This window comes from Aerococcus mictus (genome assembly GCF_003286595.3).
Lineage (GTDB): Bacteria > Bacillota > Bacilli > Lactobacillales > Aerococcaceae > Aerococcus > Aerococcus mictus.
The window spans coordinates 192,303-215,932 of record NZ_CP132985.1 but is presented as its reverse complement, the minus strand read 5'-3'; the positions used below and the strand labels follow the sequence as shown (position 1 = coordinate 215,932).

Below are 23,630 nucleotides of genomic sequence, written 5' to 3'. Positions count from 1 at the left end.
TGTGCGGGAAAAAGTAAATCCACATCATAACGTTCCATGTTTCATAGGGATCACCCCCGCGTGTGCGGGAAAAAGCTTTACTGAAAACTAATACATCGTCACCATATAGGATCACCCCCGCGTGTGCGGGAAAAAGCTCCTGGTGTCATTCCTTAATTCCTTTCTAATAGGATCACCCCCGCGTGTGCGGGAAAAAGACTAAAAGATCCCTATAACTTCAAGCTTTGTAATTCCTAACCTACCCAATTTCATTTACTTTTATTTTATCATAACAAAAAGACAACAGTTTTGGCTAGCATTTATAACGCTGCAAACGTTTGGTCTGTACTCGCCCCCGATGCAAGAAATAACACGGCCGGCCCTTATGTTCACTCAAGGAGCCCAGCTGTTCCTGACAGTACGGACATAATAAGGCATTGTCACGCCGGCCAAAGTCATACGCTGACTCAATAATCCGGTAAATTTGTAATTTGATCAGATTACCACGGCCAACCTTCCAGTAAACACAGAGATCATGTTTACACTGCATACAAGTCACTAAGAGTGGGTGGGCGTTTTTAATCTTACCTGGACTAGGATTTTTATAAGGCATCATTCCCCTCACTCCCTTCTTACTTCAACTATATTCTCTCTGAATTAATCAAACTGGGTCTGCCAGTTCTCACTTTGGTAAGCTTGAAAACACATAGCAATTTGTTCTGCGGTAGTTCGTTCTGGGTCCAGTTCCGGCAATTGGTCGGCTTTAAAATACTGACTGGCACTGGTTTCAATATTCTCTTGGTAATGACCACCCAAGTCCTCACACAGATAAAATATTTTTACAATGCTATAAGCATAAGGCGGTTGGTTATGTTTGTCGCGGTCTTGGACAGCGATGACCGACTTCACCCTCACCTTACGCCCAGCTTCTTCCTGGGCCTCCTTGATGGTATTTTCCATGGGAGACATATTCATCTCACACCAGCCGCCAGGTAAGGACCATAGACCATTGCGTTCCTTCACTAATAAAATCTCATCATCTTGGATAATAGCTGCCCGAGTATCCACTTTCGGGGTTTGATAACCCTCATCCCCACAAAAGAGGTCTTGGACTTCTTGCCAATTGAGCTGAGCTTTCTCAGCCATAATCTCTGCCGCAATATCGCGAATCCTTTGATAACGTTCCCGGTCGAAATCATCCCGCCCGTAATGCAAGCCGGCCTGGGCAATACTTTGTAATTCGATAGCAATCTCAACTAATTTATCTTCTTCCATACATGCCACCCTTTCTCTACTCCCTTAAGCTTAGCGATTCAAGCATTAAAAAACAAGCCGGGCCCTAAGGCTTAGCTTGTTTGTCTCTCTAGACTGATTTATCGATCTTTCAATTTATCTAGCTGGGTAAATTGCAATAAGTCAGTGGAATAAATTCTCCGATTAATGACCGGTGTGGAGCCTTTCTCATATTGCTTATTAAAATAGTCAAAATAGGTCCCCGGAGTCATCACTCCCACCATCAGAAATTGGTCCAAGCCAATAGAACCAATAATTTCATCACAGAAGAGGACACAATTACTCCCAAAGACAAAATAAGTCTTATACTGGCCGGCTTTAAACTTAAACATGTCGCAATCGGTGGCGCGTTTTAAGCGTCCGCCAAAGGAATCCCACTGACTCTCAGTTTTCGGTGACCAGGGAATGAGTAAGTCATCGATTTGAGCTAATTTGGCTTCCAAAGCTTCCTTTTGACGCTGGTTTAATTGAATATCATATTCAAAAATCGTAATCCCATTGGCCAATTCAAACTCAATGCTTTTTTGGTGGTCGATCTTACATAAGACGCCGTCCCCAATTGAACGAAACAAGTGCCCCGAATCGACGTCGTGATTACCATAAGAATAAACCGTTCCATGGTAGGCAATATTTAAATGACCGATCAAGTCTAGATGGGCATTGGAGGTTTGGACCAAGACTTGCAGGCTATCAACCGCACCAGTCTCATTTTCTTCCATATAATCCTGATAAGCCGTACCAAAGGCCAGCTCATCTTCTACCTCTTGACGGATAAAATGATTTAACTTATTGGCCAAACGATTAGGCTCTAATAGGTTAAACACAATAGACACTGGAAAACGAAAGCGCCGCTTAATCTTCTGATCTTGACTTCGACTCGGCAAGCTGGTCCTAGCATCAGAGATATAAGTCAGTCCAATGAAGACCAGGTAAAGGCCTAACCAGAAGAGGACATTATGGTCTTGGATAGGCAAAAACAAACTCGCCAAAGCAAAAATCAAATGGACCAAGGCAAATAAGAGCCGCTTAAGTCGGCCAGGCACATGGTCGAGCCGCATTAAGCAGTAACTTACAAAGGACACCAAGCCCATTAATAGTTGGTAAATCCCAATCACCCGCATCAAAAAGTAGGTCGATGAAATAGGGAAAGACAGCATAATAAAAGCGACGACAACCTGTCCTAAAGCAACAAAGAGCTGAAAAATACGGTTCTTGGCCCCACCAGCATTCTTGTCAAAAAACACTTGGGCTAATATACGAAAAATCCCTTGTAAGCCAATGACCCAAGCCACCAAACTATTCAAGCCTAATAAAGCCTGTCCCTGCCACAAGATAAAGGCGGTCCCGGCTAATATCCAAAGAATTCCCGAGATCAGCTGAGAAAACTCCCATTTATTTTCTTTCACACTGCCACCGCCTTCTCCTTACAATTATTTCGACCTTAATTAGAGTGTCCTTACTCTACTTTTTTCTGTTTTTCTAAGGCAGACTCATAGACAGCCACCATGGCCCGGGAAGCATTTTCCCAGGAAAACTGCTGGGCGTAGTCTTGCCCCTTAGCTACAATATTTTTTACGACCTCTTCTTGGTCTAAGAGCGCCAAGCATTGGTCTAAGGATTCCTTATCCCCTTGTTGATAAATGAGTCCATTTTCTAAGTGCTTAATTTGTTCCTTAGTTGGAGCTGATTCAGCAGCAATCACTGGCAGTCCCGAAGCCATGGCTTCAGTAATCACTAGGCCCAAGGTTTCACTAACCGAGGGAAAGATAAAGGCATCCGCACTGGCATAGGCTGCTGACAGTTCTTCGCCATGCAAGAAACCGGTAAAAGTCACCGGTAGATGGGCAAATTTTTCCTCCAAGGCTTCTTTTTCTGGGCCATCACCTACAATAGCTAAGTTAACATCATCACGTTGCTCTAACCAAGGGAGTAAGCTATCGATCTCCTTTTCCGCAGCAACCCGGCCCACAAAGAGCAATAATTTGTCCCGCTTGGGGTCAGCCGTCAAACGCTCCCGCATGTGCTCTGAATAAAATTTAGGATCACGTTGGTCAAGGTCCACTCCCTTAGGCAAAATGACCAAGTTCTCAATAGCATTGTCAGCCAGTAAATCATACATGGCCTGACTGGTCACCATATTCGCCGCGGCTAAATTATGCCAGTGGCGCAAATAAGACCAGATGACTGGAGACAACACATCCAAATGATAATAAGAGAGATATTGGGGAACGTTGGTATGGAAACTCGCCACCAAAGGGATGTCCATCTTGACCGCGTAGTGGATTCCGGCAGCAGCGAAGCCTACTGGATTAACCGAATGCACAATATCCGGCTCATCAATAGCTAACTGCTTTTGAATATCAGTGGTTGGAATGGCCCAGGGCCGGTAACGATAGAAGGGAAACCAGACCGCTTTAAAAGGAATAATCAAAGCCTCCTTGTATTGTATGGGCATATCCTCCATCTCTGGAGCATAAATTACCACCTCATGACCACAATCCAACATATAATCAATGGCATGGGTTAAACGGGTCACCACCCCATCCGTTGCCGGCAAAAAGGTTTCCGTGATTATAACGATCTTCATGGCATTATTTCCAGGAAGGTGAATTCATGATCACTTCTTGGTGAGCACGGTCCTTATTCTCCATGGCCAGTTCCAGCAGGTTCTTGGTCACTTCATCGGTTAAGTAGTGTGGATCCAAGCCTAGGTCTTTCAACTCAGTCATTACCGCATTGAAATAATGTTCTTCTTCTTCCACTCGAGGGTTATCGACATGGTTAATGACAGGATTTAAGCCCATTTCTTGGGCCACTTTTTCTACCTTATGAGCCATATCCATGACTGAGAATTGTTCAGTCATTTGGTTAAAGACGCGGAATTCTCCCCGTTCAGCAGGATTAAGAGCGGCAATTTCAATACAGCGAACAGTATCTTCAATATTGATGAAGCCCCGAGTTTGACCACCCTTACCATAAACCGACATTGGTAAGCCATTGGCCGTTTGGACCACAAAACGGTTAAAGACTGTCCCGAAGATACCATCATAGTCAAAGCGGTTGTAAAGAACGGGATCCATAGCGGTTTCTTGGGTATTGACCCCATAAACCACTCCTTGGTTTAAGTCAGTTGCCCGAATCCCCCATGACCGGCAGGCAAATTCAATATTATGAGAATCATGCACCTTGGTTAAATGATAGAAAGAGCCTGGCTTCTTAGGATAAAGCATGCGGTCAGTGCGGCCCTTATGTTCAACTTCTAACCAGCCTTCTTCGATGTCGATATTTGGCGTCCCGTACTCTCCCATAGTACCTAATTTAATCAGGTGGCAATCTGGGGCATAGTCATGGATAGCAAAGAGGACATTGAGGTTTCCTAAGACATTATTAGCTTGGGTATAGCGGGCGTGTTCCCGGTCAATCATGGAATAAGGGGCAGAGCGTTGTTCTGCATAGTGAACAAAAGCTTGAGGTTTAAATTCTTTAAAGACAATGGAAAGAAAGTCATAGTGATTTAAGTCGCCTTGGTAAACAGTAATAGCTTTACCGGTTAATTCTTTCCATTTGTCAACACGTTCGTTGAGGGAGGCAATGGGCGTGATGGAATTGGAGTTGAGCTCCTTATCGTATTGCCGACGCACTAAATTATCGACAATCGCCACATCATGACCCTGTTTGGATAGATATAAGGCGGTAGGCCAACCACAAAATCCGTCTCCGCCTGCTACGATGATTCTCATAAAAACATTCCTCCATCATGAATAATTTTTTTAAATAATATAAATCCTTTACGCTAAATATAACATGACGATTTTACTTTTCAAAAAAATATGATAAGGATTTTTATAGGCTATCCAGCTAGCTCTTAGAAATTCCTCTTTACACAGGCTAAATGCTGCCCTTTCTTCCATATAAGTCACCAAATTTTTATGAAGACTTAGTGAAAGGCAGCTAACAGAGGCTAAATAGTTTATATGTATAGCTAAGTTTGGTATTCTATACTTAGTTAGTGTGTTATATAGTTAAGAGGAGGTACAGAATATGAAAGAAGTTACTATTGAAGAATTTCATAAAATTGTCGAGAATGAAGATGATCTTAACATTTTAGACGTTCGTCCACGCGAACTCTATGAAGAAGGTCACGTGCCTGGAGCCAAACATTTTCCTCTTTCACAAATCGAAGACCATCTTGATGAATTAGACAAAGACAAGCATTACTATGCGATTTGCCATGATGGCAAAGGCTCCAAAAAGGCCAGCGAAATTTTAGATGAGAACGGTTTTGATGTCACCAACGTTGAAAAAGGCGTTCCAGACTACCCAGGAGAACTGGAAAAAGCTTAAATCAATAAAGTCATAATATAAGCGAAAAAAGCCATGTTAGCCTTCCAGCTATCATGGCTTTTTTCTATGGGAAGTTTAGGAAACAGGGACTCATCAGGCGACGTTTTTTTACGATACTTTAAGAAATAAAAGATTGCATTATTCTAAACTAAAAAGTATTTATAAAAATTTAACTTATCCTATAAAATCGCAAAAAAGCCTATACCAAATTTGAATGAAGTTTGGTAGGATAGTTATTATATCAGGCGATCAAGCTTAATAAATTTTTTAGAATGGAGCATGATTATGACCAAGCGTCTTGAAAAACGGAAAATTGGTTTGGTTCCTCGTATTATTTTAGCGATTATTTTAGGAATTATTGTGGGCCGTCTACCAATTGTTCCCGAATTTGTACTGCAGATTTTTGCAACTTTCACTACGATTTTTTCTGACTTCCTCAGCTTTGTGATTCCCTTTATGATCATCGGTTTTGTGGTCCAAGGGATTGCTGACTTGAGCCACGGGGCAGGGAAATTACTGGGGATAACGGTCTTAACCTCTTATATTTCGACTGTCATTGGTGGGTTACTAGCCTATCTGGTTGCCAGCAACCTCTTCCCTCTCTTCATTACTTCCGACCTGGTTGACCAACTCAGTCAAGCCGGTGAGGGGATCAAGCCCTTATTTACCATTCCCTTAGAACCTTTCTTTGATGTGACGGGAGCGATTATTTTTGCCTTTATGATGGGGCTGGGAATTTCCTGGTTACGCCAACACGGTCGCGGGAAAGTCCTCTATGAAGCCTTCAGTGACTTCGGTGGAATCATCAGTCAAGTGCTCGCTACCATTATTGTCCCCCTCCTACCGGTTTACATCTTTGGTAATATTGCCAACTTGGCCTACACGGGGACGGTCTTCGCGATTTTAAATGTCTTTTGGAAGGTCTTTATCTGCGTGTTGATTATGCATTTACTGTACATTACTTTCCTCTTCTTTGTCTTTGGCAGCTATGCCGGCAAGAATCCGATCGAACTCATCAAAAACCAAATTCCTGGCTACATGACTGCCCTAGGAACTCAATCCTCAGCCGCCACCATTCCAGTCAATGTTAAATGCGCTTTAAAGAATGGCGTTTCTGAAGGGATCGCTAACTTTGTAGTGCCACTCTGTGCGACTATTCATTTAGCAGGATCGATTATCACCATCACTTCCTGCGCAACGACCCTGTTATTAATTTATGATATGCCTCATGGCTTCTTGATGATGCTCGGCTTTATCTTAATGTTAGGGGTTGCTATGGTAGCTGCTCCAGGAACTCCTGGGGGGGCGATTATGTCTGCTCTACCTTTCCTACCCATGATTGGGATTGCCAGCCAGGCCATGCAACAAATTATGATATCCCTATATATTACCCAAGATAGCTTTGGAACTGCCGCTAATGTGTCTGGAGACAATGCCATCGCCGTCTTTATCGATAAAATCTACCAGGAAAAAATTAAGTCCAGTGACCAATAATTTGTCATAAGACATTTGAAATATAAAAAAATGCTTCCGCTTAGCACTCCAGCTGCGGAAGCATTTTTATTTAATATAAGCCCAAATATTGAAAGAGCGGAACCAGGATCAGGGGGATGAAGGTAGCTGGCAACATGTTCGAGACTTTGAAATCTTTGACCTCAAAAAGACTAAGGCCAATCACCCCGATCAGAAGAGACCCAACTGCTGATAACTCATTGAGGGAGGCTTCCGGCAAGTAAGGGGCTAGCCACTGAGCTAAGAGAGCAATGCCCCCTTCATAACAGAGAATCGGTAGACTGGCAAAGGCTGGACTCATCCCATAGGTTGCCCCAAGAATAAGGACAATAATAAAGTCCAAAATCGATTTCGCAAATAAGGTGGCATGGTCATGGTATAGGCCAGATTGGATGGCTCCTACAATCCCCATGGCACCGACACAAGTAATCAAAATCGCTGTGACTAAGCCTTCCGCAAATTGCGACTCAGGGTCTGGACCTGCAAGTCGACTTTGAATCCGATTGCCCCAGCGGTTAAGCCGGCCATCAATATCCATCAGCTGGCCTATAATGACCCCCACCACCATGGATAAAATTACGACGATAATACTCTTTGTGGTCAAGGCGCCTTGAATAGCAATCAAAACCACCGACAGACCCAAGACCTGATTAATGGCCTTAGCCAAATCATCCTGGATAAAATGCCCAAAGAACCTTCCCAAGACACCAGCTAGTAAAATTAAGCCAGCATTCACCAATGCGCCCGTTATTGCCATAAACTTTCTTCCTTTCTCCCTATCATTGTCCCAACAATCTGCCTGGACTAAAAACCCCTTTCTATTCAGACACGATTAATCATTACTAGCCAATATAAACAAATCGCCTCCAGTTGACAAGTCCTTTAGGCAAATATTTGGGTCAGTTTTTTGTCTGACTTATAAAAACAAAGCCCGACTAAGTAAACTTTTGAATCTACTGATTTCTTATAAAAACTTGCCCAGCTTACTGATTCCCTTGTCGCAAGGGAACAATTTTATGCTATTATATGTCCTATTGATTTGATTATAGAGAAAAATAAGCACGAAATAGATAGAAAGAGAAATGATCATGACAATAAAAACCAAAGACATTTTAATTATCGGCTTTGCCCTCTTTGCGATCTTTTTTGGCGCTGGGAATTTAATCTTTCCCCCTTACTTAGGGATCGTCAGTGGGGAAAGTTGGCTGAGTGCTGCCCTAGGCTTTCTCACCTCAGACCCTTTCTTTCCGATTTTAGGGGTCTTAGTTACCATCTACCTGGGAGGCCGGGCTAACGACCTGGGTAAGCGGATCCACCCTCAATTCGGGACTGTCCTAGCCGGAATCGCTATTATCTTAATCGGCCCCCTCTTTTCAGTACCGCGGACTGGAGCAACCACCCATGAGGTCTTTATCCAGTCGCTCTGGCCCAATATTCCGATTTGGCTAAGCAGCCTGGTTTTCTTTGCTTTGACCGCTTATCTAGCCTTAAATCCAAGTAAAGTAATTAATAATATCGGTAAATACCTTACCCCCGGGATCTTAATTATTCTCTTTTTCTTGGTCCTGGTTACCCTATTCAATCCGCCAGCAGCTGCAGCTCCCAGTCAAATTAGCCAACCTTTCGCCTATGGCTTTAAAGAAGGCTATCAAACCATGGATGCTCTAGGAGCCTCTTTAATGGCAAGCATCGTCATGTCAGAATTAAGGGCACGCGGCTACAGTGACAAGAAGACCCAGATCAAGGCCGGCGCCTTAGTCGGACTGGTTGCCTTTGTTCTCTTAGCTGTGGTTTACCTCTCCCTGACTTACGCTGGTTCAACGGTTTCCAGCTTGATGGGCGCGAATATCGACCGCACGGCCAGTTTCAATGGCACGGTAACCGCGATCCTAGGACAATGGGGGCACTTAATTATGGGAATTTGTGTCGCCCTCGCTTGTTTAACCACCGCAATTGGGCTCACCTCAGCCTTTAGTAACTTCTTTGTGGAAGTCTCCAAGGGACGTTGGTCCTACCAAGCCATCACCCTGGTAGCTGTCGCCATTGAATTTTTGATTTCTCTCTTAGGAACTAACCAGATCATTTACCTGGCTTCCTTTGTCTTAACCACCATCTATCCTATTTTCATGGTGCTGATTCTCTTCTCCGTCTTTGACCGAAAAATCAGCTACGACTTAACCTATACGGGAGCCGTTATTGGCGCTGGGGCCGTGGGACTGGTTCAAGCCTTGGCTGGCACTGGGCTAGGTGTGCTCGAAAGCCTCTTTGGCCCACTCGCCCAATTCACTTACCAGCTTCCTCTTAGTCAGCTGGGATTAGAATGGCTTCTGCCAGCATTATTAGTTGCTGGCGCCTTCAGTCTCTACGCTGCCATGAAAAATAAAGAGTCAGCAAGCAATTAATACTTCATTAATCAAGACCGCTAAAGTTTAGCTGCAATCTGCTAAGCCTTAGCGGTCTTTTTATCCAGCAAAGGGCAATTTCTTCCTCTGGCGAACGGACTGTGTTAGGATGGGATAAATAATCTATGAAGGAGTATGATTGGATGGCTTTTAATTTGAATAACTTAATGCAAGGGGCCCTGGGAAACTTTTCCCAGAAAGACCAGCAAGAACTCAACGAAGAATATGGCGACTTCCTCTTTAAAGATGAAGAAATTTATTCCGGCTACCAATTGGTCCGGGACGCCATCATTTTTACTAATATTCGAATCATCTTAGTCGATAAACAAGGCGCTAGCGGGAAGAAAACTGCCTTCCGCTCCCTTTACCTCAGCCATATCGTTGATGTAGAAATGGAGAGTGCCGGCTTGGCCTTTGATGATAGTGAAATCACCATCACTTATCTCAATAACATTTACCGCCGTCCCCGTGAGGAAGATACCCAAAGCTTGACCTTTGAATTTCCTAAGCAAACTGACATCTTGCCACTCTACCGCTTCTTAGGTAACCTAGTCGTAGAAAATCGACGCGAGATTAACCAATAATCAAAGAAAAGAGTGTGGCTAGTCCATTCCAAGTGGACTAATCACACTCTTTTTACTTTCGACTTATTCCTTATGAATTTGCGTAAGCCTTACCTTCTTGTCCATCATTGTCATAGTATTGGTCAAGGTTTAAGACCTTTTCAAAGCGGGCAACCAAAAGTCCGGTCGACCCCGAAGCAGTGACGTTGGTTGCGGTTCTAGCCATATCGGCAATGGCTGAAATTGGGGTTAATACAATAATCATTTCTACCGGTAGGCCAATAGCGGTAAACATAGCCGTTGCGGTTATGGTCGCCGTGCCGGGAACGCCGACTGTCCCCGCTGATACTAAGAGGGCAACAACCACCATATAAAGATAATCAAGTAGACCAAAGTCCAACCCTAAAGCATTAATAGTAAAGATAGCTAAGAGGACCGGCCAAGCGGCGGCACAGCCTGGCATGCCAAAGGTAGTCCCAATGGAAGAAGTAAAGGAAGCGATATGTTCTGGAACCCCCATCTCCTTTTGGGCACTAACATTAGCAGGAACCGAGCCTACTGAACTTTGGGTCGAAAAAGCAATCATCCACACTGAGAAGAAACGTTTTAAATAGATCCAGGGATTCAGCCGACCCAAGAGGCCAATAATTGCCCCAGTGGTCACTGATGAATGGAAGAGAGTGACTAGGTAGAGAGTCGCTAAAGCTAATAATAAAGACCCTAAAGAGGCTAAGTTCAAACCACCGACCTTGTCCGTTAAGAGCGCTAAAACGGCATAGGGAGTAAATCGGGTAATCAAAGCCGCTACCTTAAAGATCACTTGGTGGCCAGCATCGATAAAATCAGTAAAGGCCTTAATTTCTGCCTTATTTTGATAAGTCAGAATAGCAATCCCAACAAATAAGGAAAAGACAATAATGGGAATCACCCGGTTATTGGCTGCATCCTCAATAATATTTTGCGGGAAGAAATTAATCACCGCTTGTGTGAGAGTCGGAACTTCCTTGACTTCCACATTGCTGGGGAGGTCAATATGCGCGTTACGCCCTACCCCTAAGGTCAAAGCCACAACAATGGTGGTCACTGAGGCTAAAACATTGTGCAAGGAAAGCACGCCAATAGTCTTAGCCCCAATTGTGGTTAAGGTTTTTAGGTTCCCTAATGAAGAAACCGTTGAGATAATGGAGAAGAAAAGGACCGGTACCACAATCGCCTTCAATAAATGAGCATAGATGGTCCCAATCGCCCCCACATAGGCCGTATGACCAGCAAAGACCAAGCCAGCGCCGATTCCTAAAAAGGTCGCGGTCAATACCCGCACCGTAAAGGATTTGCCCTGACTCGCCTGCCAGCGTAAGACAAAGAATAATAATAGAATCGTAATTAATGCCAATAAATCAAACATCAATGTCACCCTTTCACTTACTTATAATAAGTAATTTTCAATAGGTCTATTATATATTTTTTTATGCCAGATACAAGCCCTTAATTTTTATGGTCTATGATCATAAATTTTGACTAACCTTTCATACCTACGCAAAATATATAACTTTTTATTGGTAATTTATAGCTTTTATATAACCATTAATGATACTATGAAAATAATTATTAAGAAATGGGGTATTTATATGAAGAAAGCACTGTTATTCCTAACAAGTCTAGCATTACTTGCAGGGTGTCAATCCAATGACCAAAACGCCGAAGCTGATCAATCTAATTCAGCAACCACTTCCGTTCAAGAGAAACAAAATGATACGGATCTAAAGGACGTAGGTAATGCTCCTCTTGAAAATGTAGGAGAATTTACCACGAGAAATGGAGCTAAGGCAACTCTTTTAGCAATCCATAAACCAGAAGGTCAGCAAGATATTGCTGAAAATATTTCTGTTTCAGTTAATGCTGTAAAAATAGTAGAACTATCTGATATCGAAAAGGACTCTCTCTATGATGTGACAGGCTACCAAAATGGCGATAAAATTATTCAAGTAAACTATACTTTTGATAATCAGACTGATTCACAAATTGATAATATTGGTATGCCTAAAATCGTAACGTCTTCTGGAGAACAAATTTCACCTACAAACCTTATTGGAGACCACACTGCTCTACCGAAAGCTAAGGTCGATACAGGGTTCTTCGAAAAAATTAAAGACACTGACATTTCAGGAATTACTTTAAATTGGGAACTCTTTATTAACGAACCCGAATTCCAAAAACTCCCATCAAATCCTCTAGAAATTAATTTCTAAAGCCAATAAAAAAGCACTTAAACAGCCGCTCCTAAGCAGCTCGGTTTAAGTGCTTTTTACTTATTATTCCAATAATTTTTAAGACAGTTCCCTCTCTAAGCGTTCGGCTTCGCTTTCCTTGGACATCTTTTGAGCCAAGGCTGGTGAAGCAAGAGAAGTAATAATACATACCATCATCACGATAGCGGTCGCCGAGGTCACTTGATTGGCAAAAGCAGCAGGTAAGGCGGCTCCAATAATGGCCGGGTTAGCCACTGACATCCCTGCTACATTCCAAATAGCCACACCATCTACGCCATCATTGACCTTAGTCACATACTTATCAAATAGAATTAAAGGCAACATCAAGACCATAAAGAGCCCTGCCATTACTAAACCAGACAATCCAGAAGAAACAGCATCCATCAAGTTCATCCCCACCCCTAAATTCCAACCTAAGAAGGGGAGCAACTTAGCAATTAGGGGCGAGAAGAAATCCGCAAAATCGGGATCAATATTCCCCAGTAGGGCTCCAATAATCAGCGGGATAAAGATCGATATAATTGGGTTCCAGTCAATACCGGCGCTGCCTCCCCCACTCGCGGTAAGGACACTGAGTAAGATTAATGGGGTAAAAGACATTCCCAAGATCCCATAAATGCCATAAACAGCACCAAATTGCTGGTCACCGTATTCACTATGGATAGCTAAAGCCACAGCTGGATTTAAAGAATAGATCACACAGGCAAAAGTTAAGAGGTTAATCCTCCAAATCCCTTCAAGACCAAAGAACCAGTAGAAAGCCAAAATATACAGGGTCGATAAAATCAATTTGAAAATAACCATAGGCAAGTGGCGCTTAAGCAGGGGGCCAATTTTCTTAAAGTCTAAGGTCGTTCCTGCTGCAAAAACCAGGAAGCCAATCACCACACTGGTTCCATTCTGGAAAGCCGCCTGCGTCGTTCCACCAAAAACATCGTACATTCCGGGGAAGAAAGAAATCAATAACATGGAAATAATCATTGGTACTAAGAAAGTCCCCGCTGGAATTTTCGCAATTCGTTTTAACATAAATACCTCTTTTCTTTTTAACTAATACAATCAAGGTTATGATAGCATATTTCCCCATAATCACGCGAAATAAACCCCTGGCAGATACTCCTTCATCAAGCAGGTCTTTTTATAAAAGCTAAGCGATTTTATTAGGTGATAAAAAAACGAAATCAGTGAATTTCTTCGTATTTTAATGAACATTTTTAAAATTCCTGTTACAATATTATTTGTCTAACCAATTTTAAAAAGATTTAAACTTTAAAAAACAAGATAATAAACAATTCATAAAAGGAGTATCAGCATGAAAGACAATTTTTTCCAAGAGAAAAAATCTAAAAAAACAATGCACAAATCAAAAGGTAAATGGGTGGTCGCTAGTTTACTCCTAGCCGGCTCACTAGGTGCCATTTCATTAGGTAATGAAGAAGTTAGAGCCAATGTCAACACCCTGGCCAGTCAAGGAATTAAAAATTTCTCCAGTTCTGACTTTGCGGGTAAAGACCAACTGAGCGAAAATGGACAAATCAAACAAGCTAGTCAGGATGCGCTCAAACGTATTAAAGGAACTTGGACCAAGAATAGTGTCGACCAAGTCAAAGCGGAGATCGCCCGCCAACAAGCAGCCGGCTACCAAGCTTACGTTGTTCAATGGGGAGATACTCTCAGTGTACTCGCTGAAGCGACTGGTCAAGATCTCAACAGCTTGGCTCAAGCTAACCATTTAGGCAATATCCACCTAATCTTTACTGGTGACTTATTAACTGGGGTTCTCTCTCCACTTAGCCAAAATAATGGTGGGACTCAATCAGCTAAAACAGTTAGCCCAGCAACCACCAGTGAAACTAACGCACCAAAGGCCCCAGCCAGCGGTCAAGGTCAAGACCAAGCCAGTGCTGACTTAAGCCCAGCAGAAACTGAGGCAGCTATTGAAAAAGACCTAGCTGAAAATGTGAAGATTACAGTCCTAACCCCTCAAAGCCAAGCACAAGCAGGCGTAAACAACGCACAGAGCCTTCCGCAAACGGAAAGCCCTGAAAGCGGTCTTAGCGGACACATCGTAGAAAATCCTGCATCCGTTGACACTGCCCTGCCAGAAGAAAAGGCTGGTAAGGAAAATCAAGAGGCTACTGAAGCCAAGGCTGAACCAGAACAAAACAAGGCAGAAAGTGAAGAAAATCCAACTGTTATTGATGAAAAATTAGAAGACGTCGATACAAATAAGGATTCAGAGGCTCAGGAAACTAAGAACAAAGACCAAGCACCAACTGAAAAGTTAGTGAAGGAAAAAGAAGTTCAAGCAGAGGCCAAACCCAAAGCCGACAATAAGGAAAAGGACAAATCTGAAAGCAGTCAACCGGCTCCAGAAGAAACAGCTAAGGACAAGTCCGAAACTAGTCAACCCGCTCCAGAAAAGGCACCAGAAGATAAGACCAATAAGGATCAAGAAAAGCCCGCTGAAGAAATCGCTTCAGTAAGCGTCCAAAAGACCTTTGTTATCCAACCGGGCGTGAGATACGTTGCCGATGACCAATTAGACCTAGGCCAAGAAAAGGTTGTTCAAGAAGGTAAGGCCGGCAAACGCGTGGTCGAAATCACCGTCCAAAGCCAAGCAGGTAAAGAAATTAACCGTTCTGAAAAGGCGATTGAATATGTTCCGGCTGAAGATAAAGTGGTCCATGTGGGCACTAAGGCATTATCCACGAAAAAAATCCTTACCCAAAAAGTAAGCATTCCTTTCCAAACCAAGTATACCGACAATAATGACTACAAGGCTGGTAGCCAAAAAGTCTTACAAAAAGGTGAAAACGGCGAAAAGACTGTCACTTATGAAGTCACTTACCAAGACGGTAAGGAAGTCAGCCGTCAACAAATTGATGAAAAAGTGACTAAGCAACCCGTCGACCAAATCGTCCAACGCGGCACCAAGACGCCTGGCCCTAACCAACACGTGGTTAGCCACGGCGAGTCACTCTGGTCCATCGCCCAAAGATACGGCGTAACGGTCGAAGGCATCCGCCAAGCCAGTGGTTTAAGTAGTAATGTGCTCTACACCAACCAAGTCCTAACCATTCCTAAGGACCAAGTAAGCACTGTTACCACCAGTTTAGTTTACACAGTGGGGCCTAATGAAAGTGTCGATAGTATTGCTAACGCCTTTGGTATCAGCCCTCAATCCCTCCGGAGTGCGAATGGCCTCAGCGGTAACTATCTAGCTCATGGTCAAGTCTTACAAATTCCAAACGCACCGGTCAAACCGATGAACATCAGTCAAACTTATGATGGGGTGCGGACAGTCTTATTAGACCCAGGCCATGGTAATTGGTCAGGTGCTGCATACGCCGGCGTCAACGAAGGAACCTTGAATAAGAACCTAGCTGATAAATTAACCCGAGTCCTACAAAATCGGGGCTACCAAGTGATCACTACCCGTCCTGGCACCAGCGATACTGATTTAACCCAACGGAGTCGAATCGCTAACGGATCCAATGCCGATATCTTTGTTTCCATGCACCATAACTCCATGGGAGCAGCTAACCGCGGCACAGCCCAAGGGATTGAAACTTACTACTACCAATACTTTACCAATTATCCATCTCAAATTAACCCTTACCACAACAATGCCCAACGACTGACCAATAGTGCCTACTTAGCTAAACAAATTCAAAATCAATTGATTGGCTCTACCGGCGCTGTAAACCGTGGTGTTCAATCCAATACCTTTGCAGTCTTACGTGAAACCGATATTCCTGCAGTATTGATTGAATATGGTTTTGGTGACAACTCCCAAGAATTAAGTCGTTTGAGAAACGCTAATTACCAAGACAAATTAGTCCAAGCAACCGCTAATGCCATCGATGCTTACTTTAATAACGTTTATTAATTAAACAAAAAATCAGGCTGTGACAAGTGTCGCAGCCTTTTTTGAGTTCGTTCTCCAAACGATGCCTGACTCTATCCATAGTAGCCAACTCAGCCAGCAAATTGGTAATTCCCGCTCCTGGGTAGTATAGTGAATATAAGAGAGATTTGTAGCCTGCAACTACAAAGGAGGAGATTTTACGTGAGTAAAGACTATCGCGTATTACTATATTACAAGTATCAAAATATTGAGGATCCCGACCAATTCGCCAAGAAACACCTGGTCTTCTGTAAACGGATTGGCTTAAGGGGCCGCATTCTGGTCAGTGAAGAAGGCATCAATGGGACGGTATCAGGAACAGTAGAACAAACTGACCAATATATGGACCACCTACACTCCCTTCCCGGTTTTGAAGATGTTTGGTTCAAGATTGATGAAACCGATGACTACGCCCATAAGAAGATGTTTGTACGGTCTCGTAACGAAATCGTGTCTTTGAGTTTGGATGACGATTTGAGTCCACTGGATATCACTGGTGACTATTTGAAACCAGAAGAATTTCACGAAGCCCTCTTAGATGAGGATACGGTGGTCTTAGATACCCGGAACGATTACGAATATGACCTGGGCCACTTCAAAGGTGCCATCCGCCCTGATATCCGTAGTTTCCGTGAACTCCCCCAGTGGGTCAGAGATAACAAGGAAAAATTTATGGATAAAAAAGTCGCCGTCTACTGTACCGGTGGCGTTCGCTGCGAAAAATTCTCCGGCTGGATGCTACGAGAAGGTATCGGCGATAAGGTCGGCCAACTCGAAGGTGGTATCGATACCTATGGCAAAGACCCTAACGTCCAAGGCGACTTGTGGGAAGGCAAGATGTATGTCTTCGACGAACGGATCTCAGTTCCGATTAACCATGTCGACCCAACCATCATCTCCAACGACCACTATGACGGTCAACCCTGTGACCGCTATGTTAACTGTGCTAACCCCGAATGCAATAAGCAGTTCTTCTCTTCAAAGGAAAATGAAGATAAATACTTACGGGGCTGTTCTGCAGAATGCCGCCGCCACCCACGTAATCTCTACGTCAAAGAGCACGAATTAAGTGAAGCGGAATGGGAAGACCGGCTCAATGCCATCGGCGAATCCCTCTACGCCAAGCAAAATTAGCATCTTTACAAGCAAGGAAATCAATAAAAGCCATGTTGAAAAATCCAACATGGCTTTTTACTTCGCTTAATCATGTCATTCGACTAAGCTAGGAGGCGTCTTGGTAGGATAAGTCTTTAAGGGCTTGAGTAAGTAAATCCACCATTTCAAATAAGCTATCTACAGTGGACTGGACTAAAAAAGCCGTTCGCGCCTTATAGGTAACCTTATTGCCTTCAACCTGGACATTTTTTAAATTTTTATGCTTAGGCATATTGGAGAGAAGTTCTTGCCGGTCAGGCACCTGGCCCTCCTTGCTTAGATGAAAAACGATATCGTATTCTTGACCTAAATGCATCATATCGACTAATAAAGTATAACCATTGACCTTGCCGTGAACTAAACCGCTATCTTTCTCCACCACATAGCGTTCATCACGGTCAATTCGCTTTAAGACCTTGCCTATCCGCATGGTTAACCATCCTTTCAATGCTTCAAGAGCACACAAACGACCCGAGACTAGCCTGATCCCAAAAACACTTTCCTCACTCTTTACGCTTATTTTATCATTAAAAAATTGCTTCTCATAATTTTATCTATCCATAAAAACAATTTAAAAGACTATCACTGAAAAGATTGGTAAACAAAAAAGCTGCGAACAAAGTCACAGCTTTTGGAAAAGTCTTATTCCTAATTAAAGCTCTTTGCTTAGCCAAAGAGACGCTTAGAAGCAATGGCCGCCCCTTCAACTAAGGATTCCAGTTTAGCCCAGGCAATTTGCTCATGTAAGCGACCACCCAAACCACAGTCAGTTGAGGCAATGACATTTTCTGGCCCCACTAATTTGGCAAAAAGTTCAATCCGGTCTGCAATTAATTGTGGGTGTTCAACCGCATTGGTGGAGTGGGAAACAAAGCCTGGGACAATCTTTTGCCCGGCTTTCAAGCGGTCTGTTTTTTCCCAGACGCGCCATTCATGACCATGACGGGGACTTGAGGCCTCAAAGGAGAAGGAGCCCGCCTTGATTTGTAAGCATTGGTCAACGATATCTTCAAATGGAATATCGGTGGTATGTGGACCATGCCAAGACCCCCAGCAGATATGTAAGCGGACCAAGCTAGGGTCAATACCTTCCAAGGCCCGGTTAGCTGCATCGACACGTTTTTGCAGCCAAGCTTGGAAGTCCTTCAGACTTGGTTCCGGGTTAATTTGGTCCCAAGCTTCGGCTAGGTCTGGAGCATCTAATTGGACAATTAAGCCCGCATCCGTGATGGCTTTGTATTCTTCATGTAAGGCATCAGCGACATCATTTAAGAGCGCTTGTTCATCGTGATAATAACGGTCCTCCAAACGTGCTGCTGCCCCTGGAGAAATAGCCGCCATAAAACCTTGCTTGATATCATATTTGTCTAAGGCTTCAGTCAAGAGTTTGACGTCACGGTTGACTTGGTCTTGGCCGATATAGGTCACCTTGCCGGCAAAGACTGGGTTAGCCACCTTATTACGTCTGCCTAATACGCCAGAATCAGGATCTTCATAGGCTGCTCTAAATTTTTGTCGGTCACGACGGTCAGGGAAGTTGGTCAATTTAATGTTTCCAGGAGTGGAACGAATGGCTTCGCTCTTGGCCCAGCGGTCTTCATCCGTCATCTCTAGTCCACCTAAGCGGTAGAAGGAATAGTTCCACCAGGCCCCATAGTCAACCGCACCTGAAGTCACGTGACCGTATTCCCCATCATTCACTTGGTCAATCCCAATTTCTTTTTGCTTTTTCACAACTTGGTCAACCGACTCAGCAATAATTTGGTTAAATTCGTCTTCAGCAATCGTGCCCGCAGTACGGCGTTTATTAGCCTCCAACAAGGCCTCTGTCCGTGGTAAGGAACCTACATGTGTGGTCAAAATTTTATTAGTCATAGTTATTCTCCCCCTCTATCAAACTCAATCTATTCTAGCATGACTTCTTTATTAAAACCATCTTGTTTTGCTTATCCTATCAACGGAAAGCTTGATATGATAGGATTTCTCCATATAACTATATTTATTCTATTAGTTGTGATCGTTAAAAATGATCATAGAATTAACCACATAAATGAAAAAATCGCCTAAGCAGACATCTATGGTCTCCTCAAGCGATTTTATGCGTTAACTTTCCTTTCATTTAGAAAGAAAAATATACAATCGGGATGACAGGATTTGAACCTGCGACCCCTAGCACCCCATGCTAGTGCGCTACCGAACTGTGCTACATCCCGAGATCAAAATGGATCAATACGATCAGTATAGCATACCTTGTCAATAAATTGTAGACTTAAAGGCAAAAATAAGCCATAATTCATTATTACTAAGAATCAACTAGAGGTAAATATCATGAAAATAACCATAGCCGGCCAAGTAGTCAGTCAGGAAAGACTAGATAACTGGGAATACCGACACAGCCGACAGGCCCTTAAAAATCTCGGTAGGCGGCCTAAGCCTGCAGACAATTTAGTGACACTGAGAAATTCACTCAATCAATTGAAGCAATCATTAACCTATGAGGAAATTCTCCGCCATTTGGGCTGGAAGTTAAAGCTTATGGCTACCCTCATGCGAGCTATTGCTTGGCTTTCATTGGGTCGGGTAAAGTATGCCACTTGTACCCTTGAAGTGGATGGGCTAACTATCGAAGAATTCGCTCCCCTAGTCAAAGATTTTGTGACTAAGGATAGTCCTGGTATTCGTCAAATTAACCTAGCAGCCAATCCCGAGCACTATGTCCTCGAACCTAGAGGACAGCTATTTGAGGTAATTGAAACCGCCGGGGCCAGTCCCTTACCTATCCAGTTTTTGATTGATTTTTCAAGTGACCAGGGACTGGTCAGTCAAGAGGATCCTGCTTATCCCTTACAGATGGTCGGACTGGCTTACTTGGCTAAGGGAAGCCAAGTAGGTGGCATCCGTCACCAATTTAGAAATACCGAGACCGGCATGGAAGCCAGAACCCTGGTCGAATTTCCCGCTGCTTGCCCCAGCTATATTGTTAAAGACCACTGCCTCCACCTGGCCTTAGAATGGAAAAATTGGATCAGCGCCGCCCAAGAATTAAGTAAAGGCTAATAAAAACAACCGGCAGAAATTTCTCTCTCCCGGTTGTTTTTACACTTTTAATTCATTAAACACGATTTATTCGTAAACACGCACTTTTTCATCTTGGTCGATATAGTCTTTGTCACCTGCTGGAGTTTCAACCGAACCAAATGGCATTTGCGCTAACATGGCGTATGAGTCTGGCAAGTCAAACATTTGACGGATAGACTTATCGAAGCCTTGTTCATAACCAATATTAAAGTGTTGCAAGGTGGCCCCTAAGCCTAATTCAGCCAAGGTTAACCAGGCAGCGTATTGATGGTTGGCACTGTTATTTTCCTTGTAAGCAGTTGACCGTTCGGGGTTAGCCGGCATATTTTCAACTTCATTTAGATCTTCAAAGAAAAGAATGGTTCCTAAACCTTCTTTAGCGCCTTGAATCACGCCAGACATTTGTTCCCACATGTCGCCTTCTAAAACACCTTCTTGGACTTGGTAAATTTCATCCCATAAAGCTTGGTGCTTGTCACCAAAGGCAATCACAATGCGTGAAGTTTGGCTGTTAAAGGCAGTTGGCACATCTTTTAAGGCTGCTTTTAAAGCGTCAACGATTTCTTGGGAAGTGTGGTCGGTATTCTTTCCAATATGGTAAATCGAACGACGCTTAGCAGCAAGATCTTTAAATTGTGTCATAAATTAAATCCTCCATTTTTTGGCTTTTTACATTAACGATAAACAGAGTATAGCAAGCCAGCAGACCAATTAAAAATATTTTGCTTATAGAAAAAGGACTGCGACTAAGTCACAATCCTTTCTTTTCATATATATAGACTTGATTATTCTTCGTTTAAGGAAGCTTCATCGAAGACAAATTTAGAGTCTCTGTCGTCAATTGGACGAGTACCCATCCAAGAAATCATTTCTTTCATGGATTCAGTAATTGCGTCAGTACCAGGTCTTAACAATTTACGTGGGTCGAACCCTTTGTTTGAACGGTCTTGGTCATGACCCGCTTCGATGTATTCACGGGTAGCTTTTTGGAAGGCTAATTGGAATTCAGTATTGATGTTGATCTTAGCAATACCTAAAGAAATAGCTTTCTTCACTTGGTCTTGAGGAATACCAGAACCGCCGTGTAATACAAGTGGAACATCAACAGCGTCAGAAATTTCTTTCAAGCGGTCGAAGTTTAAGCCTTCCCAACCTTCTGGGTAAACACCGTGGATATTACCAATCCCACAAGCAAGACGGTCAACACCAGCTTCAGCAAAACGAATCGCATCTTCAACAGAAGCTAATTCACCGCCACCTTGGTTTTCACCAATCTTACCGATTTCAGCTTCAACTGCGATACCACGTTCATGAGCTAAACGAACGATTTCTTTAGTTTTAGCAAGGTTTTCTTCAACTGGTAATTTATGACCATCGAACATAACAGAAGAATAACCTAACTCGATACATTCTTTGGCTGATTCGAAATCACCATGGTCTAAGTTCAAGATAACTGGAACATCAACATCCATGCTATCCATCACGTTAAGCACTAAGTCACGAACTAATTTGTAACCACCCATATATTTAGCAGCACCAGTAGATACTTGAATCAATAATGGGGTTCTGGTTTCTTTAGCGCCGCTCACTAAGGCACGGGTCCATTCGAGATTGTTTGTATTGTAGGCTCCCACCGCATATTGGTTGCGACGTGCGTCCTTCAAAATTTCATTACCATTTACTAAAAAAGCCATTAAATATACCTCCTAAAATCTATAACGACTTGTACGAACCCCATTATACCTTACTAAACTAAAGATTGGTAATTAAAATGACAAATAATTACAAAAAAATCCCAGTTTTTATTGGCTTTCACATGCTGTTATAGCGGACTTTGCTGTCGTCACTAGCAAAGTTTTCTAGGTTTGTGAAAATAAATTCAAAGCAAAAAAGACCCTAACGGTCCCAAAAGCTCTGTAAAAACAGCTTGGTGAAGTCCGTTAGCGTCTCTTCTTAGTTATTTATTTGATTTTAGTAACCGTGGTGTCTTAATTCCGCTTCATTATATGCAGGTAGGTCGGTTAGACGTGCATTCTTAATGTCTTCAATGGTTTGACAACCGGTTAATTGCATAATCCGGGTTAAGTCGTCTTTCAAGTAGTTCAATACAGAAAGAACACCCTTATGTCCACCTAGAGCGAGGCCGTATAGGGCTGGACGTCCAATACCTACGACATCTGCACCTGCTGCCAAGGCTTTAAAGACATGCTCACCACGACGGATACCGGAGTCAAAGACAATTGGCACTTCACCTTGAACGGCTTGAGCAATGGCTTCAAGGGTTTCAAAGGATCCAGGAGCCCCGTCTAATTGACGTCCCCCATGGTTAGACACGTAAATAACATCCGCACCAGCACCAATACCCTTCAAGGCGTCTTCAGGTGTTTGTACCCCTTTGAGCATCACTGGTAGGTCACAAATGGATTTAATGTATTCAATATCTTTTGGTGAAATCTTTTGTTTAGAGGAAGCATAGACATCTTTTAGCGCCATCCCTTCGCCAGAACCTGCTAAATAGCGTTCAACGATTGGCATACCAAATGGATAAGTAAAATGGTTTCGTTTATTTAATTCACGGTTCCCTTCAACGGTAGAGTCCGCAGTTAAAATAATCGCTTGGCAACCAAAGTCTTTGGCTTCATTTAACATGGCTTCGTTAAAGCCGTGGTTCTTACTCATATATAATTGGAAGTAACGTGGGCGGTCTTCATAGCCTTCATAGGAAGGAGCCATTTCATCCCAGCTAGATCCTGCATAAGAGGAAATTGAAAAGGCGGTGCCGAATTCGTTAAAGGCTTTAGCCATACCAATTTCTTTTTCTTCATGAGCAATACCTAAAGCAGCAATTGGTGCATAGAAGAATGTGCTGAGTAATCTTTTCCGAGGAAAGTGGTTGATGTATCTGGATGTTCAACATCACCAATCACCCGTGGTAGGATCCCCTTGCTGTTAAAACAGGTAATATTTCTTCTTAGAGTGAATTCATCCCCTGCACCAGAACGAATGTAACCATATCCTGCTTCAGGGATAATTTCTCTAGCTTCATCTTCTACATCATATAAGTTAACGATTTTTAAGTCCTTAACTTCAGTACCTGCAACATAATCTGCCATATGATTTTTCC

Annotated in this window: 22 protein-coding genes, 1 tRNA gene and 1 CRISPR repeat array (1 of these 24 only partly in view); of the genes, 8 read left to right on the top strand and 15 right to left on the bottom strand. The window is 43.0% G+C overall.

Features of this window, described 5'->3' with window-relative positions:
* Window positions 1–197: a CRISPR direct-repeat array (repeat unit 28 nt; unit sequence GGATCACCCCCGCGTGTGCGGGAAAAAG); it reaches 136 nt to the left of the window's first position.
* Window positions 198–292: 95 nt separating this feature from the next.
* The 5 genes from DBT49_RS01000 to DBT49_RS00980 form a co-directional block, all read right to left on the bottom strand.
* Complete coding sequence (locus DBT49_RS01000; RefSeq protein ID WP_070559582.1) at window positions 293–595, bottom strand: hypothetical protein; 303 nt, start codon at window positions 593–595, stop codon at window positions 293–295.
* A gap of 41 nt (window positions 596–636) precedes the next feature.
* Window positions 637–1,254: an NUDIX hydrolase N-terminal domain-containing protein gene (locus tag DBT49_RS00995; protein ID WP_070559583.1), complete on the bottom strand. Its 618-nt coding sequence runs from the start codon at window positions 1,252–1,254 to the stop codon at window positions 637–639.
* A gap of 98 nt (window positions 1,255–1,352) precedes the next feature.
* Window positions 1,353–2,678 (bottom strand): HdeD family acid-resistance protein, encoded by a 1,326-nt coding sequence (locus tag DBT49_RS00990; protein ID WP_070559584.1) that lies wholly within the window; start codon window positions 2,676–2,678, stop codon window positions 1,353–1,355.
* A gap of 50 nt (window positions 2,679–2,728) precedes the next feature.
* The gene (locus tag DBT49_RS00985; protein WP_111846164.1) at window positions 2,729–3,859 is read right to left on the bottom strand and encodes a glycosyltransferase family 4 protein; all 1,131 of its coding nucleotides are present in this window, start codon (window positions 3,857–3,859) and stop codon (window positions 2,729–2,731) included.
* Between the two features lie 4 nt (window positions 3,860–3,863).
* Entirely contained in the window at window positions 3,864–5,012 is a 1,149-nt protein-coding gene (locus tag DBT49_RS00980) for an NAD-dependent epimerase/dehydratase family protein (RefSeq protein ID WP_070559585.1), read from the bottom strand.
* A gap of 301 nt (window positions 5,013–5,313) precedes the next feature.
* Between DBT49_RS00980 and DBT49_RS00975 the strand changes: the two genes are divergently transcribed.
* Both DBT49_RS00975 and DBT49_RS00970 read left to right on the top strand, forming a co-directional pair.
* Window positions 5,314–5,616 (top strand): rhodanese-like domain-containing protein, encoded by a 303-nt coding sequence (locus tag DBT49_RS00975; protein WP_060777622.1) that lies wholly within the window; start codon window positions 5,314–5,316, stop codon window positions 5,614–5,616.
* 285 nt (window positions 5,617–5,901) lie between these two features.
* On the top strand, window positions 5,902–7,110 hold the full coding sequence (locus DBT49_RS00970; protein ID WP_070559586.1) for a dicarboxylate/amino acid:cation symporter: 1,209 nt from the start codon (window positions 5,902–5,904) through the stop codon (window positions 7,108–7,110).
* Window positions 7,111–7,180: 70 nt separating this feature from the next.
* Here DBT49_RS00970 and DBT49_RS00965 read toward each other — a convergent pair whose 3' ends face one another.
* Entirely contained in the window at window positions 7,181–7,885 is a 705-nt protein-coding gene (locus tag DBT49_RS00965) for a DUF554 domain-containing protein (protein ID WP_070559587.1), read from the bottom strand.
* Window positions 7,886–8,216: 331 nt separating this feature from the next.
* On the opposite strand from DBT49_RS00965, the gene brnQ reads away from it, so the two are divergent.
* A complete protein-coding gene (brnQ, locus tag DBT49_RS00960; RefSeq protein ID WP_070559588.1) occupies window positions 8,217–9,530 on the top strand; it encodes a branched-chain amino acid transport system II carrier protein in 1,314 nt (437 codons plus the stop codon).
* 143 nt (window positions 9,531–9,673) lie between these two features.
* A complete protein-coding gene (locus DBT49_RS00955) occupies window positions 9,674–10,114 on the top strand; it encodes a PH domain-containing protein (protein ID WP_070559589.1) in 441 nt (146 codons plus the stop codon).
* A 70-nt stretch (window positions 10,115–10,184) separates the two neighbouring features.
* Here the strand turns inward: DBT49_RS00955 and DBT49_RS00950 are convergent, their stop codons facing one another.
* Entirely contained in the window at window positions 10,185–11,498 is a 1,314-nt protein-coding gene (locus DBT49_RS00950) for a dicarboxylate/amino acid:cation symporter (protein WP_070559590.1), read from the bottom strand.
* A 223-nt stretch (window positions 11,499–11,721) separates the two neighbouring features.
* Here DBT49_RS00950 and DBT49_RS00945 point away from each other — a divergent pair, with 223 nt between their 5' ends.
* Window positions 11,722–12,342 (top strand): lipoprotein, encoded by a 621-nt coding sequence (locus DBT49_RS00945; RefSeq protein ID WP_070559591.1) that lies wholly within the window; start codon window positions 11,722–11,724, stop codon window positions 12,340–12,342.
* 78 nt (window positions 12,343–12,420) lie between these two features.
* Here DBT49_RS00945 and DBT49_RS00940 read toward each other — a convergent pair whose 3' ends face one another.
* Window positions 12,421–13,392, bottom strand: coding sequence for a 2-keto-3-deoxygluconate permease (locus tag DBT49_RS00940; protein WP_070559592.1), 972 nt, complete (start codon window positions 13,390–13,392; stop codon window positions 12,421–12,423).
* 283 nt (window positions 13,393–13,675) lie between these two features.
* Here DBT49_RS00940 and DBT49_RS00935 point away from each other — a divergent pair, with 283 nt between their 5' ends.
* Together DBT49_RS00935 and trhO are read left to right on the top strand one after the other, a co-directional pair.
* Window positions 13,676–16,255: an N-acetylmuramoyl-L-alanine amidase gene (locus DBT49_RS00935; protein ID WP_070559593.1), complete on the top strand. Its 2,580-nt coding sequence runs from the start codon at window positions 13,676–13,678 to the stop codon at window positions 16,253–16,255.
* Window positions 16,256–16,435: 180 nt separating this feature from the next.
* Window positions 16,436–17,407, top strand: a complete 972-nt coding sequence (trhO, locus tag DBT49_RS00930; RefSeq protein WP_070559594.1) for an oxygen-dependent tRNA uridine(34) hydroxylase TrhO — start codon at window positions 16,436–16,438, stop codon at window positions 17,405–17,407.
* Window positions 17,408–17,495: 88 nt separating this feature from the next.
* Here trhO and DBT49_RS00925 read toward each other — a convergent pair whose 3' ends face one another.
* The 3 genes from DBT49_RS00925 to DBT49_RS00915 form a co-directional block, all read right to left on the bottom strand.
* Window positions 17,496–17,858, bottom strand: a complete 363-nt coding sequence (locus DBT49_RS00925; protein WP_070559595.1) for a hypothetical protein — start codon at window positions 17,856–17,858, stop codon at window positions 17,496–17,498.
* A 236-nt stretch (window positions 17,859–18,094) separates the two neighbouring features.
* A complete protein-coding gene (locus tag DBT49_RS00920) occupies window positions 18,095–19,303 on the bottom strand; it encodes a cobalamin-independent methionine synthase II family protein (RefSeq protein WP_070559596.1) in 1,209 nt (402 codons plus the stop codon).
* A gap of 264 nt (window positions 19,304–19,567) precedes the next feature.
* Window positions 19,568–19,641, bottom strand: a tRNA-Pro gene (locus DBT49_RS00915).
* 115 nt (window positions 19,642–19,756) lie between these two features.
* Here DBT49_RS00915 and DBT49_RS00910 point away from each other — a divergent pair.
* Window positions 19,757–20,485 carry a hypothetical protein gene (locus DBT49_RS00910; protein WP_070559597.1) on the top strand — a complete coding sequence of 243 codons (729 nt, stop codon included), beginning with the start codon at window positions 19,757–19,759 and terminating at the stop codon, window positions 20,483–20,485.
* Between the two features lie 66 nt (window positions 20,486–20,551).
* Here DBT49_RS00910 and DBT49_RS00905 read toward each other — a convergent pair whose 3' ends face one another.
* The 4 genes from DBT49_RS00905 to DBT49_RS00890 form a co-directional block, all read right to left on the bottom strand.
* Entirely contained in the window at window positions 20,552–21,148 is a 597-nt protein-coding gene (locus DBT49_RS00905; protein WP_070559598.1) for a nitroreductase family protein, read from the bottom strand.
* A 143-nt stretch (window positions 21,149–21,291) separates the two neighbouring features.
* Entirely contained in the window at window positions 21,292–22,200 is a 909-nt protein-coding gene (locus DBT49_RS00900; protein ID WP_070559599.1) for a class II fructose-bisphosphate aldolase, read from the bottom strand.
* Window positions 22,201–22,477: 277 nt separating this feature from the next.
* Window positions 22,478–23,311 carry an alpha-hydroxy-acid oxidizing protein gene (locus tag DBT49_RS00895; protein ID WP_308805484.1) on the bottom strand — a complete coding sequence of 278 codons (834 nt, stop codon included), beginning with the start codon at window positions 23,309–23,311 and terminating at the stop codon, window positions 22,478–22,480.
* Window positions 23,312–23,340: 29 nt separating this feature from the next.
* Window positions 23,341–23,619, bottom strand: coding sequence for an alpha-hydroxy-acid oxidizing protein (locus DBT49_RS00890; RefSeq protein ID WP_308805483.1), 279 nt, complete (start codon window positions 23,617–23,619; stop codon window positions 23,341–23,343).
* Between the last annotated feature and the right edge of the window lie 11 nt (window positions 23,620–23,630).

Bases quoted from the DNA above. Each gene is read 5' to 3' on its own strand.
- brnQ (WP_070559588.1), top strand. From the start codon at position 8,217: ATGACAATAAAAACCAAAGACATTTTAATTATCGGCTTTGCCCTCTTT.
- DBT49_RS00925 (WP_070559595.1), bottom strand. From the start codon at position 17,858: ATGCGGATAGGCAAGGTCTTAAAGCGAATTGACCGTGATGAACGCTAT.
- DBT49_RS00910 (WP_070559597.1), top strand. From the start codon at position 19,757: ATGAAAATAACCATAGCCGGCCAAGTAGTCAGTCAGGAAAGACTAGAT.
- DBT49_RS00995 (WP_070559583.1), bottom strand. From the start codon at position 1,254: ATGGAAGAAGATAAATTAGTTGAGATTGCTATCGAATTACAAAGTATT.
- DBT49_RS00920 (WP_070559596.1), bottom strand. From the start codon at position 19,303: ATGACTAATAAAATTTTGACCACACATGTAGGTTCCTTACCACGGACA.
- DBT49_RS00940 (WP_070559592.1), bottom strand. From the start codon at position 13,392: ATGTTAAAACGAATTGCGAAAATTCCAGCGGGGACTTTCTTAGTACCA.
- DBT49_RS00895 (WP_308805484.1), bottom strand. From the start codon at position 23,311: ATGGCTAAAGCCTTTAACGAATTCGGCACCGCCTTTTCAATTTCCTCT.
- DBT49_RS00950 (WP_070559590.1), bottom strand. From the start codon at position 11,498: ATGTTTGATTTATTGGCATTAATTACGATTCTATTATTATTCTTTGTC.
- DBT49_RS00945 (WP_070559591.1), top strand. From the start codon at position 11,722: ATGAAGAAAGCACTGTTATTCCTAACAAGTCTAGCATTACTTGCAGGG.
- DBT49_RS00955 (WP_070559589.1), top strand. From the start codon at position 9,674: ATGGCTTTTAATTTGAATAACTTAATGCAAGGGGCCCTGGGAAACTTT.
- DBT49_RS00975 (WP_060777622.1), top strand. From the start codon at position 5,314: ATGAAAGAAGTTACTATTGAAGAATTTCATAAAATTGTCGAGAATGAA.
- DBT49_RS00890 (WP_308805483.1), bottom strand. From the start codon at position 23,619: ATGGCAGATTATGTTGCAGGTACTGAAGTTAAGGACTTAAAAATCGTT.
- DBT49_RS00970 (WP_070559586.1), top strand. From the start codon at position 5,902: ATGACCAAGCGTCTTGAAAAACGGAAAATTGGTTTGGTTCCTCGTATT.
- DBT49_RS00900 (WP_070559599.1), bottom strand. From the start codon at position 22,200: ATGGCTTTTTTAGTAAATGGTAATGAAATTTTGAAGGACGCACGTCGC.
- DBT49_RS00985 (WP_111846164.1), bottom strand. From the start codon at position 3,859: ATGAAGATCGTTATAATCACGGAAACCTTTTTGCCGGCAACGGATGGG.
- DBT49_RS00905 (WP_070559598.1), bottom strand. From the start codon at position 21,148: ATGACACAATTTAAAGATCTTGCTGCTAAGCGTCGTTCGATTTACCAT.
- DBT49_RS01000 (WP_070559582.1), bottom strand. From the start codon at position 595: ATGATGCCTTATAAAAATCCTAGTCCAGGTAAGATTAAAAACGCCCAC.
- DBT49_RS00935 (WP_070559593.1), top strand. From the start codon at position 13,676: ATGAAAGACAATTTTTTCCAAGAGAAAAAATCTAAAAAAACAATGCAC.
- DBT49_RS00965 (WP_070559587.1), bottom strand. From the start codon at position 7,885: ATGGCAATAACGGGCGCATTGGTGAATGCTGGCTTAATTTTACTAGCT.
- DBT49_RS00980 (WP_070559585.1), bottom strand. From the start codon at position 5,012: ATGAGAATCATCGTAGCAGGCGGAGACGGATTTTGTGGTTGGCCTACC.